General features: G+C 40.8%; 13 protein-coding genes. 7 read left to right on the top strand and 6 right to left on the bottom strand.

What is annotated here, in order from left to right; translation table 11 throughout:
* Positions 1 to 3: 3 nt before the first annotated feature.
* From OWEHO_RS00615 to OWEHO_RS00590, 5 genes are all read left to right on the top strand, one after another.
* The gene (locus tag OWEHO_RS00615) at positions 4 to 495 is read left to right on the top strand and encodes a metallophosphoesterase family protein (protein ID WP_014200507.1); all 492 of its coding nucleotides are present in this window, start codon (positions 4 to 6) and stop codon (positions 493 to 495) included.
* A 388-nt stretch (positions 496 to 883) separates the two neighbouring features.
* Positions 884 to 1,684 (top strand): helix-turn-helix domain-containing protein, encoded by an 801-nt coding sequence (locus OWEHO_RS00605; protein WP_041627742.1) that lies wholly within the window; start codon positions 884 to 886, stop codon positions 1,682 to 1,684.
* Positions 1,685 to 1,776: 92 nt separating this feature from the next.
* Positions 1,777 to 2,328 carry a cupin domain-containing protein gene (locus OWEHO_RS00600; protein ID WP_014200504.1) on the top strand — a complete coding sequence of 184 codons (552 nt, stop codon included), beginning with the start codon at positions 1,777 to 1,779 and terminating at the stop codon, positions 2,326 to 2,328.
* Positions 2,329 to 2,338: 10 nt separating this feature from the next.
* Complete coding sequence (locus OWEHO_RS00595; RefSeq protein WP_014200503.1) at positions 2,339 to 2,938, top strand: short chain dehydrogenase; 600 nt, start codon at positions 2,339 to 2,341, stop codon at positions 2,936 to 2,938.
* A 17-nt stretch (positions 2,939 to 2,955) separates the two neighbouring features.
* Positions 2,956 to 3,510, top strand: a complete 555-nt coding sequence (locus OWEHO_RS00590; protein ID WP_316928297.1) for a VOC family protein — start codon at positions 2,956 to 2,958, stop codon at positions 3,508 to 3,510.
* 126 nt (positions 3,511 to 3,636) lie between these two features.
* On the opposite strand, the gene OWEHO_RS00585 is transcribed toward OWEHO_RS00590, so the two are convergent.
* The gene (locus tag OWEHO_RS00585) at positions 3,637 to 4,572 is read right to left on the bottom strand and encodes a T9SS type A sorting domain-containing protein (protein ID WP_014200501.1); all 936 of its coding nucleotides are present in this window, start codon (positions 4,570 to 4,572) and stop codon (positions 3,637 to 3,639) included.
* A 90-nt stretch (positions 4,573 to 4,662) separates the two neighbouring features.
* A complete protein-coding gene (locus tag OWEHO_RS00580; protein ID WP_014200500.1) occupies positions 4,663 to 6,675 on the bottom strand; it encodes an O-antigen ligase family protein in 2,013 nt (670 codons plus the stop codon).
* A gap of 69 nt (positions 6,676 to 6,744) precedes the next feature.
* On the opposite strand from OWEHO_RS00580, the gene OWEHO_RS00575 reads away from it, so the two are divergent.
* Positions 6,745 to 7,080 (top strand): PadR family transcriptional regulator, encoded by a 336-nt coding sequence (locus tag OWEHO_RS00575; protein ID WP_014200499.1) that lies wholly within the window; start codon positions 6,745 to 6,747, stop codon positions 7,078 to 7,080.
* Between the two features lie 5 nt (positions 7,081 to 7,085).
* Positions 7,086 to 7,496 (top strand): GldL-related protein, encoded by a 411-nt coding sequence (locus OWEHO_RS18570; RefSeq protein WP_223252704.1) that lies wholly within the window; start codon positions 7,086 to 7,088, stop codon positions 7,494 to 7,496.
* Positions 7,497 to 7,575: 79 nt separating this feature from the next.
* On the opposite strand, the gene OWEHO_RS00565 is transcribed toward OWEHO_RS18570, so the two are convergent.
* The 4 genes from OWEHO_RS00565 to OWEHO_RS00550 all read right to left on the bottom strand — a co-directional run bounded on the left by OWEHO_RS00565 (position 7,576) and on the right by OWEHO_RS00550 (position 13,915).
* On the bottom strand, positions 7,576 to 9,021 hold the full coding sequence (locus OWEHO_RS00565; protein WP_014200497.1) for a TolC family protein: 1,446 nt from the start codon (positions 9,019 to 9,021) through the stop codon (positions 7,576 to 7,578).
* Positions 9,022 to 9,031: 10 nt separating this feature from the next.
* Entirely contained in the window at positions 9,032 to 12,232 is a 3,201-nt protein-coding gene (locus OWEHO_RS00560) for an efflux RND transporter permease subunit (RefSeq protein WP_014200496.1), read from the bottom strand.
* Between the two features lie 24 nt (positions 12,233 to 12,256).
* Complete coding sequence (locus OWEHO_RS00555; protein WP_014200495.1) at positions 12,257 to 13,339, bottom strand: efflux RND transporter periplasmic adaptor subunit; 1,083 nt, start codon at positions 13,337 to 13,339, stop codon at positions 12,257 to 12,259.
* Between the two features lie 165 nt (positions 13,340 to 13,504).
* Positions 13,505 to 13,915: a hypothetical protein gene (locus tag OWEHO_RS00550; protein WP_014200494.1), complete on the bottom strand. Its 411-nt coding sequence runs from the start codon at positions 13,913 to 13,915 to the stop codon at positions 13,505 to 13,507.
* Positions 13,916 to 14,252: the final 337 nt, after the last annotated feature.

Genomic DNA, 14,252 nt, shown 5'->3' with positions numbered 1-14,252 from the left:
CCATTGATTAAGATTTCCCTATTAAGCGATACCCATTCCTATATCAGTCCCAAAATACTGGAGCTCTGCGAAGGCAGTGATGAAATATGGCATGCGGGCGATATTGGCTCCTTGGCGGTAACGGATGCTCTGGCCACCATAGCTCCGGTGCGTGCTGTATTTGGAAATATCGATGACACTTCAATTCGTGCCGCCTGGCCCGAAAACCTACGCTTTATGTGTGAAGGTGTGGATGTGTGGATTACGCATATTGGTGGTTACCCGGGAAGATATAGCTCGTACGTAAAACCCGAAATCTACAATGCTCCACCCAAGCTTTTCATTTGCGGCCATAGCCATATTCTTAAAGTGATGAACGACAAAAAGCTTGGCCTACTCCACATGAATCCGGGAGCTATTGGTAAGCATGGTTTTCATAAAGTACGCACTATGCTGAGCTTTAAAATAGATGGGGATAGAATTTTTGAGTTGAAGGTAGTGGAGTTGTCGAGGTGAAATTCTCTAATTTTAGGATATGCCGAATCCTTCATAACCGATCATAATAGTTGAGAAGTTTTTTCACGGAGAGTGCCCATGCCTGACATTAAAGTGCGTCTGCACATAGTTCTTGAGGCCCTCTGGTTCCAGAGGCATTGTAAAACCTTTGCCCTTAAATAAATCTGTGGCGGTATTGATCCGCCAGCTCTTCTTGTGGATGTCGATCCCAATGAATAGTTTTGATACGGCAGTGTCTTGAGTTTGCATTGTATAGGTATTTTGAAAGTTTACCTAAACTTAGGACACTGCTTTTACATAGGGGCTATAGTACATGGCTTCCTATCGTCAGCCACGACACCATATACAGACCGTTAGCGGTAAGGTTAAAAATGACACCATACGAAATATGGAACAAACAATAAAAATATCAAGTATTCTCAGCAAAATGACATCTCGGCAAAACGATGATTGTTATGCTGTTTTCTGGATTCAAAATGAAGTGGAGGGGATAGAAATAAATAAAACCCTCTATAAGAACATATCAAATGCAGTCTTTTTCTTAAACCCTACCTTTAATTGGAAAATTTTTAAAAAAGACACTTCTACATCATCGGGATACGTATTGTTAATCCCAAGACAAATTTTAAATCATCCAACTTTCAAAAACCTTCACATTACAGAAGTTCGTCTTTTTAGTGCCAATGAAATTCCTAAAATAAATCTCTCTCCAGGTATCGAAACACGAATACAATCCATTCTTGAAATGCTTGATGAGTTGATAAGCACCAAACTGAAACACCGAGAAGAAGCGATATTATCCCTGCTGAACACTTTTTTTGTTTACTGTGACGGAAAATGTAACATCAAATCTGTCATCACAGACAACAATGCAAAATCGGCTTTGGTCTATAAATTCAAAAAAAGTATAGACCGATACATTTCCCAACATCACGAAGTGGGCTATTATGCAAACTCTCTCAATGTGTCGGACAAATATCTCAACGAATGTGTAAAGGAAGTTTTGGGAGTTAATGCCAAGCACCTTATAGACGAACAACTGGTTATGCGTTCCCGTCACAGTTTGAAATTCACCGACAAGACCATCAAGGAAGTGGGCTACGAGTTAGGCTTTTCATCGCCTGACTATTTCAGCTATTTTCTCAAAAAACAGACAGGGTTTACACCTTCTCAGCTACGGATAAACTAATTTTTCTGAAATTCTAGGGGATTGCCGAGTTTTTCACAACATCCTAAACGCATGCTACTTCTATTTTAGTCCAAACAAAAGAACGATACGTTATGGACAGAAAAAAATTCATTCAGACTTCGGGATTGGGTCTTGGGGTTGCATTGATTCCTGGAATAGCTAACAGCAAGCAACTGTTTGAAAAATCAGAGCTTGCGGGCAAGCTAAATCCAAAGATCATTAAAGATAAAGAGGGCGAAGTTCTAAACGTTCTTGGAGATGTACAAACTCACAAGCTAATTGGTGGTGAAACCGATAATCAAATCGTTGAATGGGTTGATGATGTTGAACCCGGAGTTGGCATTCCTCCTCACATCCACACCAAGGAAGATGAGATATTTAGGGTAATCAAGGGGCAAATTGAAATAATGGTAGCTGGAAAAACTACTGTTTTAGAAGCCGGAGATACAGCCTTTGCTCCCAAAAATATTCCCCATTCTTGGAATGTGGTAGGAACGGAAAAAGCAAAAATGATTACAAGTGCTTTTCCCGCTGGGATTGAAGAAATGTTTAAAGAATTAGCCAAGTTACCTCCCGGACCACCCGATTTTGAAAAGGTGGCGAAAATATGCGGAAACCACGGAATATCGTTTCTAAAACAATAACAAAACAGGTATGAAAAAAGCAGTAGTAATCGGTGCCACAGGCACCATAGGAAAAGCTGTTAATCAACAGCTTACTGAAAAAGGTTACGATGTGATAGCAACATCTAGAAAATCAAACCCAACCTTAGATATTGAGAATAAAGAATCTATAGACAAATTTTTTGCTGACAAAAAAGATGTGGATGCTGTAATTTGTGTGGCAGGAGATGCCAGTTTTGGTGCATTTTCCAATCTCACAGACGAACAAATTAACGTTGGAATAAATAGCAAGTTGATGGGTCAGATAAATATTTGTCGAAAAGCGTTGAAAGCATTAAAACCAAATGGAGGTATTATCCTTACTGGAGGTATTTTTGCTCATAAGCCTTGGCCTGAAACAACAAATATTGCTATGGTAAATGCTGCATTGGAAGGATTTGTTAAAGCACTTGCTTTGGAGTTGACAGAAGGACGTAGGATTCTTGTGGTACATCCTCCATTTGTCAAAGAGACTGCCCAAGCTATGGGAATGGACAGCAGTAATTGTCCACCAGCAATAGAAGTTGCCCGTGCGTATGTACGAGGTTTGGATGGCAAAGAAACCGGAAAAGCAGTTTATGTAGATGAATAAAGCCCGGACCGCTAACATTGTATAAAATCAATAACGGTTTGGGTGTTTACTCAAACCGTTTTTGGCATTTAATAAATTATCTTGCTATCCGAAAGGAAAGTGCTTTTAAATCCGTTACTGTTCTTATTCTTGGCTTTGTCGCGAACAGTAAATTAAGCACTGATAACCAAAAAAGTATGAAATACACATATACGATACTTTATGTCGAAAATGTGACGGAGACAATTGAATTCTATGAAAAAGCATTAGGGTTTAGTCGAAAATTTATAACGCCTGAAAACGATTACGGAGAATTAATTACAGGAGAAACGACAATTGCATTTGCTTCCACCGAATTGGGAAACTCGAATTTCAAAAAAGGATTTGAAAAAATAAAAAATTCAGGAAAACCATTTGGTGTAGAATTAGCTTTTACCACCGAAAATATAGAAACATATTTTCAACACGCCATAAAATCAGGAGCTACAGAATTTGAACCTCTTACCGAAAAACCTTGGGGGCAAAAAGTAGGATACTTAAAAGATAATAATGGATTTCTCATTGAGATTTGTACACCAATCAAACCGGAATAAGAACTAAATAAAACGGATGCCCAGGATTTGTAACCGAGCTCTCGAGCTCAAAGCAGTTAACATATAGTATGCCTAAAAAAAGCCCGAACAACAGTCCGGGCTTTCAATTAACAAAACAACCAAATGCTATTGGCGCACCAACTTCTTGGCAGCAACCACTTCATCATTTGAGATAAACTGTATGGTGTAGCTTCCTTTAGCTAAATTTTCTGTATTCACTTTTATCAGGTTTTCCTGCACTTCTACACTGTAGCTATACTGCGAAACTGCCTTTCCTGTAAGGTCAAAAATCTGAACATCCATATCTGAATATTGAGTTTCAAAAACAGCTGTAAGCTCTGTGGTTACCGGGTTTGGATAGATTTTAAAATCTACATTATTATATTCTGCACGGCTAAAAGTATTGTCAATATCAAAAGAGGCGGTGCTGGTGTACATCATATTATCATCCGTGTACACATTTACATCCCACATGCCTTGCGTAGTTCCCACTGGTACATTTACATCTGCTGTAAAAGTGGTTGCATTAACCACACTAATATTGGTGATATCCGTAATCACCTCTCCATTTAGACTCAACCATACTTTTTCGATGGTTTGCTGAGCAGAGCTTTTGAAGCTCGCACCACTTACTGTAAAAGTTGCACTGAAGGCTTTTCCGGGCTGGCCACCATTTGGAGAAACAGCTACCGAGGCACCTGAAGGTTGTGCCACTTCAAATGCCGAAGTTTTGTTTAAGGTAGATGAGCCAGTACCCATAATATAGAGATCATAAAAACCGACTGGCGCAGACCCGGGAACATTGAGATTTGCAGATATTGTAGTGCTATTTACAATTGAAATATTAGCTATTCCAGATCCTGCTTGTCCGATGGTGTATGATCCCTGTGATAAAAACATGGTCATGCTACCTTGGGTAAAAGCCGTGTTTTGCCCAGATACGATGATGGGAAGCGTTTGTCCTTGATTTCCTGTAGCTGGGGTGATTCCAGAAATGGTCTGTGCCATAAGCCCAGATGAAAGTGCTAACCCCAGTGCTAGAGTGAATATTTTTTTTGTCATAGTTTGAGTTTTTTGATTTTTACGTTTTTGGTTGTACTAAGATGACGATCAATTTGATAAAACGGTTTGGTTTATACCTAGCATTTTATGTTAAAATTTACCTTTTGCGCTTTCAGCAAAAATCTCCGCCAAGGTAATATCTTGATTTAAAGACTCAAAATATAGTGACTGAAGTTCATCATCATCGATGGAAATTAGGTGAGCTTTTAGAGATTCATTAGCTGTAGCTTTTAGCACTTCAGCTTTTTTGGCTTTTAGTATGGCCTGTCTGTATGCACTTAGTGTTGGGTGATTTGGGCTTTCTTTGGCAAAAGTGGCTTCATATTTTCGAAGCAATTTATAGGCTTCATCGGTTTGTTGAGTGTTAAAGTAGACTGCCATCAAATTTAAGGCTCCATCTAAGTATTTTGGAGATACTTCCAGAGCTTTTTTATAATACACTATAGCACTGTCCGTATTCCCTTGAAGGAAATAAATGTTTGCCATATTGTTGATCACATGAATGTTGTTGGGGTGCAACTTATAAGCATTGGCAAATTCAGTTTGTGACTTTGGATAGTTTTCTAGATTGAGATAAGCCAAACCGCTATAAAAGTTTAAAGGCACAGATGCAGGATCTATTTTGTAAAATCTATTTTCTTCCACTTGGTTATAGTACTCCAGCAATCCATCCCAATCTCCCATAGCGCGGGCTTCATTTATTTTTCTGGTTACCCTCTCCCCGTGCCACCAATTAGCCCCAACCCAAATCATCATTCCGCCAAGGATAATGGCTAATACACTAAAAGTATTCCGTTCAAAAGATTTAGAAGAAACAGCTGGCCTACTTAAATAAATAAGTAGCCCCAACATAGTGTACAACACCACTTGATGGAAAACCCGTTCCCTTGGGAAGCTAAAAAAAGCTATGAGCAAGTAGGCCAAAACACCGGATAGTAATAAGCGAATCAAAACTCTTTGGCTTTGGTCCAACCGATGACTGGAAGCTGCCCTTAGGCCGTAAAACATGATTAAAGCAAAACCACAGAAATAAGCCACCAATCCCAAAACTCCTGTTTCGGACAAGATCCATAGGTAATCATTGTGTGGCCGCTGAAACTGAACCATACCCTGCCTTGCTCTAAACATGTCTGAACCGTAAGCTGGAAACATGATTTTCCAGTTCCCAGCTCCTATTCCACCAATGTCCTCATTCCAAACCATTCGCAGCGTTCCCTTCCACAACATAATGCGCTCATCTATGGTAAAGGTCTTTTCATTTGAACCATCAAAACCCATTTCTGACTTTAGTACCTGCCCCTTTCCCTCACTTTTTTCGTTTGTAAAATAAACCCAGCTAAAAGCTGAAACACCTGCTAAAAGCAAGACCACGAATAGGTTTCGCCAAAATCGAAAACTAAAATGTTGAACCATTTTTTCCAAAAGAATCCATACCGGGTAACTCACTATAAATACAAAGTAAGCCAGCCATGCCGTGCGTGATTCAAGTACAAAAATCAGAAAAGTAGTATGCGCCAACATTACTAGACTTATCCATTGCCAAAGCCCCTTTTGGCGCCAAGCCGTAAAAACTAAAAAAGGTAAAGTGAGCACCAAGGCAGAGGCAAAAAGGTTGCGGTGCCCTAAAAGAGATATTACTTCATAAAGTCTCGTTTCATCAACGATGGCATTGAGGGTAACCAGCTGATACAGCCCAAAACTGCCTATTACGGCATTTACCAACACCATGCTTTTGGAAATACCCGATATCGCACCCTCTGTTTGGCAAGTGTGTATTACCATAACAAGAAACATTAAAAGACCTGAATCTCGCAGTAAAACCACCAAACCTTCACTTGGCGTATTTGCATTAAAAAGACTCAGACCTTCAAAGATTATGAATGCCAAAAATGGCCAAGTGAATTGGAATAGGGAAAGACTATTTGGTTTAGAAAATATTTGGCTCACCGCCAACAGTGCTAACAATACCCCCAAATAGGTAAATCGCGGAGCAAGGGTAGAATCTAACGTAGAAGTGGAAAAAACCAAAGGCAACAATACCAAGCCAAGTACAAGAATGTATAGAGGTATGGAAGCAAATCGTTGTTTGGCGGGTTGGAGCATATCCACAAATATGAAATATTTTATCTAAAATTTTTTCAAACACATAATTTACTTATGTATATTTGAGTTATGTATTCAAAGAATTTAATAAAAGGTACCCTGCAACCCATCCTTCTCAAACTCTTGGAAGAGAATGGAAGAATGTATGGTTATGAAATAACCCAAAAGGTAAAAGAGCTTACCGATGGAAAAATTGAAATTACGGAAGGTGCGCTCTACCCCACCCTTCACAAACTGGAGGCGGAAGGTGTGCTTACCACAGAGAAGGAATATATCGGCAAACGCGTACGTAAATACTATACACTCACCACTTCCGGTAATTCTGTGGTAACACAAAAGGTGAATGAACTAAACGATTTTATGTCAACCATAGGACTTATTCTTAACTCAAAAGCCAAAGCATAGTGGAATTGACAAAACAACATATTGAGTTTATCCAGCAAGACATTCATCAAAAAGGCATAGCCATGGATGACCTTGCAGAAAGCTTGGTGGATCACATTTGCTGCTCCATTGAGAATGATACTGAAGGTAATTTTAGCCTCGCTTATGCCAAAGCCCTAAAAGCCTTTGGGGAAGATGGACTTCAAAAAATTCAAGACGAAACTTTTTTTCTATTAACCTTAAAACGTGAAATCACCATGCAAAAATCAATGTATATCATGGGCTACATGGCCGCTATTTTAGCCACCACCGGTTTACTTTTCAAAATGATGCACTGGCCAGGAGCCAACATAATGCTTGTGTCAGGCATAGCTCTTCTCAACCTTGGCTTTTTGCCCATGTACTTTTATGATAGGTACAAGAAAGCGATTAGTTAAAACTCAAAAACCCCGCTCTACATTACTGCAGAACGGGGTTTTCTCTGTTAAACCACCAACCAACTATTCTAAAATCACTTTACTTCCAACCACCGCCCAGCGCTTTATACATATTCACAAAAGCATTCATTTGCTGCTGCTTGGTTTCGATCAACTCAAATTTGGATTCAAGGGCATCGCGCTGTGTCAACAACACTTCCATATAATCCGCTCTAGCCGAACGGAAAAGACCATTTGAAATTTTGATGGATTCTGTAAGAGCATCTACTTCCTTAGATTTCAATTCGTAGCTCTTTTCCATGTTGCTAATCTTAGCCATTTGGTTAGCCACCTCTATATAAGCGTTTAGCAATGTTTGCTCATAATTGTAAATAGCCTGCAATTGCTTGGCATTTGCATTGTTATAAGTTGCCTTTATAGCTGCTCTGTTAATGAGCGGTGCAGCTATATCTCCTGCCAAGGAAAATAATAAAGACTGTGGTGTCTTTATTAAATACTGAGGATTAAAAGCCTGAAAGCCCACTCCTGCTGAAATTCCCACCGAAGGATAAAACTTGGCTTTGGCCACTTTTACATCCAACTTGGCTGCTGCCAATTCAAGCTCCGCCTGACGAACATCAGGACGGTTTTCGAGCAATTGTGAAGGCACGCCTGAATGAATTGTGTCAGGAATAAGATTGGCAAAAGCATCAGAACTCCTTTCTACCTTTTGCGGAAAACGCCCAACCAAAAAGTTGATTCTATTTTCGGTTTCCACAATCTTCTGCTGAACATCATATTGCAAACTTTTGGTGTGAAAAACCTCAGCTTCAAATTTACGCACGGCAAGTTCAGTAACACGCGCTGCCTGCTTTTGCATTTTTACAATTTCAAGCGCATTACTTTGAAGTGTAATGTTCTGGTTTATGATATCCAGTTGATTATCCAAAGCCAATAGCTCATAATAGGATCTAGAGATTTCAGCAATCAAGTTAGTTACCATAAAGTTTTTACCCTCTACAGATGCCGCATATCTGCGCAAAGCAGACTGGCGCGCATTGCGTAGCTTATGCCAAATATCCACTTCCCAAGTGGCATTGAGGCCAAACATATAATCGGGCAAAGGGTCTGGCATTTCCATTCCCGGCTTAATGTCGGTGGTAGCATCATTTGCACCTTTGCTGGTATACCTTCCGGGCTTATCAATACCTGCTCCCGCACCAAAGTTTACATACGGCATGTACTCCCCTTTTCGGGCTCTGGCCTCGTTTCGGGCAATTTCTATTTCCTGCATGGTTATGTTCAGCTCCTGATTATTTGAAAGCGCTGTATCGATCAGCGCATTCAAATAAGGATCTGTAAAATAGTCTTGCCAGTGTACCTCAGCCGTGTTGGTAGAGTCTATCGTGGCGCTGCTGCTAGTATAGTTTTCAGGAACCGTTCTGTTGGCTTCCTTAGTTACTTTTTCTAATGATCCGCAACTTGAAACCACCAATATCAGACAAACCATTCCTAAGCTCTTGGCTATATTTCTTTTACTTATCATGATTCGTGTTTTATTCGTTTTTAGCATTTTCACCTTCTACACCTTGACGCTCATGAGCGGTAAAATCATCCGTCAGCGAGCTTTCCTCTTCACCTTTTATGAGCTTGCGACCATCAGCCAAACTGCCAAAAATGAAGTACAGCCCCGGCACAATGATCACTCCGAAAATGGTTCCGAACAGCATACCACCAAGGGCTGATGCACCAATAGTACGGTTCCCGATTGCTCCGGCACCTGTAGCTATAATCAATGGAATCAAACCGGCTATAAAGGCAAAGGAGGTCATCAAAATTGGGCGGAAACGCACCTTAGCGCCCTCTATGGCTGCTGCCAAAATGCTCATGCCCTGTTGTCGTTTTTGTACCGCAAACTCCACGATAAGCACCGCGTTTTTGCCTAGCAGCCCGACAAGCATAATGAGACCTATCTGCGCGTAGATATCATTGTCCAGCCCCATCATTTTTAGCATCATAAACGAGCCAAACACCCCGACAGGCAATGAGAATATTACCGCCATAGGTATAATGAAACTTTCATACTGGGCCGCCAACACGAAGTACACAAACACCAGTACAATGATGAAAATGTAAAGCGATTCATTTCCACTATTTGACTCATCATAAGAAAGACCTTCCCAGGCAATGTCATAGCCTTTCGGCAAAGTTTCCTTCGCTACTTCTCTTATGGCTTCGATGGCATCAGCTGTAGTGTATCCTTCTGCCGGAAGGCCACGAATAGCCGCTGAGTTATACATATTAAAACGTGTAACCTCGTTTGGTCCCTGCGTCTTTTTCATTTTCATGAAAGCGGAATAAGGCACCATTTCACCATGATCGTTTTTCACAAAAAGATTGAGCACATCCGATGGCAATCTTCTGAACTTAGGGTCTGACTGAACGTACACTTTAAAAAATCTACCAAACTTGATAAAGCCTTGCTCATACGTACTACCAATCAAGATGTTTAGGTTTTCCATGGCTTTGCCAATAGAAACTCCTTTTTGCATGGCCAGATCATTATCTATTTCCAACTCATACTGAGGGTAGTTGGCAGCAAAAAAAGTAAACAAGCCAGTAAGCTCAGGACGCTTACTCAGGTCGTCCATAAATTGCTTGTTGATTTTATCAAACTCCTGATAATCTGTATTGGTAGTTTGATCCAGCAAACGCATGGAGAAACCACCGGACGAACCAAAACCTGGAATTGCTGGCGGCTCAAAGAATTCTACAATCGCTCCCAGGTTTCTGGATTTTTCTTCCAGCTCTTCCATTATTTCCTTCACCGTATGCTCGCGATCAGACCATTTCTTGAGGTTGATCAAGCATGTTCCGGCATTGGAGCCACGGCCTTCAGTCATGATTTCATATCCTGCCAAAGAAGACACAGATTCTACTCCATCCACCTCTTCACATATCTTTTGAAGCGCTTGAGAAACTTTGTTCGTTCGCTCAAGTGTGGCTCCGGGAGGCGTTTGAATAATAGCGTAAATCGTTCCCTGATCTTCACTTGGGATAAACCCTGAAGGAAGAATTTCACTTTCAAAAACGATTCCCGCACCAAAGGCAAGAAGGATAATCCAGGTTAGCCACTTTCTACTTACCATACGTTTCAGCAAGGCTACATACCTTCCGGTAAGCTTTTCAAAACCGGAGTTAAAACCATCCAATGCTTTGGTCAATATATTTCTCTTCTTCTCTTTACCATGATGATTTTTGAGAAGCATGGCACAAAGCACAGGAGTAAGCGTAAGGGCTATAAGTGCCGAAATCACAATAGAACTTGCCATGGTAATGGAGAACTGGCGATAGAAAGTACCCACCGGACCGCTCATAAATGATATTGGTAAAAACACCGAAACCATTACAGCAGTAATAGCGATGATGGCTCCACTAATTTCACCAAGCACACATTTTACCGCTTGATATGGTGTGAGGTGGGGCATTTCTTCCATCTTAGCGTGAACGGCTTCCACCACCACAATGGCATCATCTACCACAATACCGATGGCCAATACAAGGGCAAAAAGTGTAACCAAATTGATGGAGAGTCCAAAGAACTGGATAACGAAGAAGGCTCCAATTAAGGACACCGGAACGGCCAAAATGGGTATCAGCGTAGAACGCCAATCTCCAAGGAAAATAAACACCACAATAGCTACCAGAATAAAAGCATCACGAAGGGTGTGAATTACCTGTTCAATAGACGCATCCAGAAAGTTTGACACATCATAGCTAATTTTATAATCCATGCCCGGAGGAAAAGACGCCTCCATATCTTTCAACTTAGCTTTTACCTCAGCAATTACATCGCTGGCATTACTACCATAGTTTTGCTTAAGCACAATAGCTGCTGACGGATGCCCATCCAGATTGGAGTAAATGTCAAAAAATTCACTTCCCAGCTCTACTTTGCCAATGTCGCGCAGGCGGATACTTTCTCCTTCTGCATTAGCACGAATGATTACATTTTCATATTGCTCGGGCTCATTATACCGCCCTTTGTAAGTAAGCACATATTCCAGCGATTGCGCTTTTATCCCAGAGCTTCTTCCCAATCTACCGGGGCGCCCTACCACACTTTGCTCCTGCAAAGCTTCCATTACTTCTTCAATAGAAATATTGTACGCCCGCATACGATCAGGGTTTAGCCACACACGCATGGCATACCTGCGGCTACCCAATATTTGGGCTCGGGCCACTCCTTTTATCCTGTTTATTTCAGGAATCATTTTTACGTTGGCGTAGTTGTACAGAAACTTTTCGTCCATCGTAGTATCCTTGGCGTAAAGGTTTACATACATCAACATACTAGGTTGGATGGGCGTAATAATTACACCTTCGCGCTGCACAAGCTCGGGCAAAAGCGGCATCACCTGATCGACTCGCGTTTTTACCCTAATTACCGCTTGGTTAGGATCAGTGCCCGGTTCAAATATTACGTTAAGGGTAGCTTCACCTGCACTGGTAGCATCGGTTGCCATATAGCGCATTCCTTGTACCCCATTGATGGAATTTTCTAATGTGATAAGTGTGGATTTTACCAGTACATCAGCACTAGCGCCCGGATAGGCGATAAACACACTAACTGTAGTGGGTGCAATTTGAGGAAACTGTGAAATGGGTAATTGCTTAATAGCGAGAGACCCCACAAACACAATGATCACGGAAATTACAATCGCAAATACAGGTCTATGTATGAATTTACTAAACATGTCTACTGTTTTTAGATTGTTCTTTTACTCAGCGTATAATTCCAAATCTGCAAGCGCAACTTTTGGCTCCACAAACTCAGGATCTACCTCTTCATTTTCCCGCACAAGGCGCAAGCCCTCAAGCAAAATTCTGTCGCCTTCTTCCAGTCCGCGTTGTACAGCATATATGTGCTCCATTTCTGCACCTACCACAATCTCGCGTGAATGAAGCACATTGTCTTTATCCAATACATACACATACCTTTTATCCAACACTTCAAATGTGGCTTTTTGAGGAATTAGCATTGCTCCTTTTAGTGGAACCGTCATTATTACATTTCCTGTTTCGCCATGGCGTAATAGTCCATCAGGGTTTGGAAATGTTGCTCTAAAAGCAATATTCCCGGTTTCATTATTAAAGTCAGCTTCGATGGTTTGTACCACCCCGCCATATTTGAATGGCTTGTTATTAGCCATCATCAGCTTTACCTTCATTTTTTCCTCAGTCTTAAGCTGTGTTTTATATTCCAGATACTCAGCTTCGGGAACGTTGAAGTATACCCACATTTCACTGTTGTCTGAAAGGCTGGTCAATAAATCTCCCTCATCAACAAGGCTTCCCAATCGTACATGAAAGCGGTCTATATATCCATCAAATGGTGCTCTGATTTCAGTAAACTGAAGGTGCACATCCGCCAATGCCAACTCGGCCATAGCTTTGTCATATTTAGCCTTAGCCATAGCCAGCTCATTAGGAGCTACCACATTGCTATCAGCCAGCTTCTTGGTATTTAGGTATTCTATTTCGGCAAACTCAGCCTCGGCTTTGGCCTTCTTCTGTTCGGCTTGATAAAGCCTTGGCATAATTTGAAACAACAGGTCTCCTTGTTTTACAAATTGACCTTCATCTACATATATTTTATCCAGGTAGCCCCTTTCCTGGGCTCTTATCTCGATGTGCTGGATGGAATGAATTTGACTCACATACTCCTGAGTAGTAGCCGTATCCATAAGTATAGGACTAGTCACCAAAAACTTGATTTCCTCCTCTTTTTTTTCTGAGTGGGATTTACAGCTTGTGGTTATCAATAGCGCACAGGCACTAGTGAACATGAGAATTCTCTTCATGATAAATTTTGATTTAAAAAAAACGAAAGGGTTAATTGATATTTGTTCGAACGGTGCGTAGAAAACACACGGAAGTATTCATGTCAGCCGAGGCTAATGAATACGACAAGGCTAATAGAAATCGACTTTAAAGCCAATTTTATTAAGCCAAAAAAGAATTGTAAATCAAAGTCTGATCACGCGGAAAGCGAGAAACAAAGGACTAAAAGATGAGAAATACGGGGTGTATTCGCCTATGCGTAAAGCACCCTTAAGATTTTTGAACAAATACCCAAAAAATAGCGCGTAGAACAATGCGCTGACGTAGTCAAACCTCTCTAAAAACTGAACCGGAGGAACAATGTGATTTTCTTCTTCAGAAATTTCGGTGACCTCAAATTTGTGGTCAATAGTGTGCTTGGATGAAAATGGCTTGGAAATATTGGCTTGAGCATATTGCGCCTCATCCTGGCAGGAATGCAATGCCTCACTTATACTTGAGACATTCTCTAGGGTATGATGAGCATGAACTTGTCCGTATCCGTTCAAAAGAAGGATACACAGTGGAAGCAAAAATTTACCGAATAAACTTTTCATTGCGTTCACGCCTATAGCAAAATCGAGGCCAAAACTACTGCAAATCTTTTATTGGCAAGCATGAGATACTAAAAATTAATATTTGGCTAAAGTGACTAAAGTGGCCAAACCACATAGCAAGGGTATTTGGTACCAAACACCCTTCTTAATCTGCTTCAAATAATGCTGCTTGTATTTATTCGCGTCATCAAGTAGATTAGCTTGCTATTAAAAACAATCATCTAGCCGGTAGATAAACATTTAGCTTTCGTTTCCAAATGCTTAATGAGTGCTTACAAACTGAAAGGTGTTTTTAGCCGCTAGTTGGCAACAAGCTGAAAAAACTAAAACAAAAAAA

The organism is Owenweeksia hongkongensis DSM 17368 (assembly GCF_000236705.1).
Classification (GTDB): Bacteria; Bacteroidota; Bacteroidia; order Flavobacteriales; family Schleiferiaceae; genus Owenweeksia; species Owenweeksia hongkongensis.
This window is presented reverse-complemented; position numbering and strand designations above follow the sequence as displayed.